Source organism: Janthinobacterium sp. FW305-129 (assembly GCF_020858115.1).
Lineage (GTDB): Bacteria > Pseudomonadota > Gammaproteobacteria > Burkholderiales > Burkholderiaceae_D > Janthinobacterium.
This window is the reverse complement of sequence record NZ_JACYMM010000041.1, coordinates 1-980: the sequence shown is the minus strand read 5'-3', so window position 1 is coordinate 980 and position 980 is coordinate 1. Positions and strand designations below refer to the sequence as shown.

The 980-nt window shown below is 61.5% G+C and carries 1 protein-coding gene; it reads left to right on the top strand.

All coding sequences use genetic code 11. From position 1 onward, the window contains the following. A partial coding sequence (locus IGS61_RS27710) for a hypothetical protein (protein WP_230542500.1) occupies positions 1–980 on the top strand: 980 nt, incomplete at both ends.

The window sequence follows — 980 nt, the reverse complement described above, 5'->3', positions numbered from 1 at the left end:
GGCCAGATACTGGCCGCAGGCAATGCGAATCTGAGCGGCACCTCGGTTGATCTCGGCGGCAGCCAGACCAGCGCCGCGAATATCGGCCTGACGGCAACCAAGGGCGATGTCAGCACGAACAAGGCTGTCGTGACGACGCCTGGCACGCTGAACGTCACGACCAGTTCCACCCTGCACAACACGGACGGCACCTTACAGGCGGGCCAGCTCGATCTGCACGTGGGCAATCTGGACAATGCCAAGGGCACGGTGCTGCAGACGGGCACGGGCGATACTGTCATTCAGACGGGTAGTCTCGACAACACGGCTGGCCGTATCGCCGTCAACAGTACAAACTTGAACATCGATGCCGTCAGCGTAATGAACAAGGAAGGCAAGATCGAGCACGCGGGTGCGGGTACGTTGAATCTGCAAGCAGGCGTGTTGGACAACAGCAAGGGCCGCATCACGTCCGCTGCATCAGCCGACATCGCCAGCAAAGGTGTATTGAACAACACCGATGGCGTGATGGCTGCGGCCGCCGACTTGCACGTTGGCGGCGTGAATATTGACAACACGCGCGGCGTGTTGCAGGCAGACAATTTACGTCTGGATGCGGCGACCTTGCTGAACCAGCAGGGCACGGTCAGCGCCGGCACGGACCTGACGGCCAAAATCAGTGGTGACCTGAACAATTCCGGCCTGCTGTATGCGGGCCGCAACCAGCAATTGACGGTCGGCGGCGTGTTGAACAACACGGGGTCGATTGCCTCCGTCAACAACACGATAATTTCCGCTGGCAAGGTGACCAGCAGCGGCTTGCTGGGCGCTGGCGTGAAAGCCGATGGCAGCCTCGGCACGGCGGGTGACTTGATCATCAATGCCGATGGCGTGCTGCAGGCGAGTGGCCAGAACCTGGCGGCAGGCAGCGCGGTGTTGACGGGGGACAATGTGGACCTGTCGGGTAGCCAGACAGGTGCGGCGCACATCGCCATCACGGC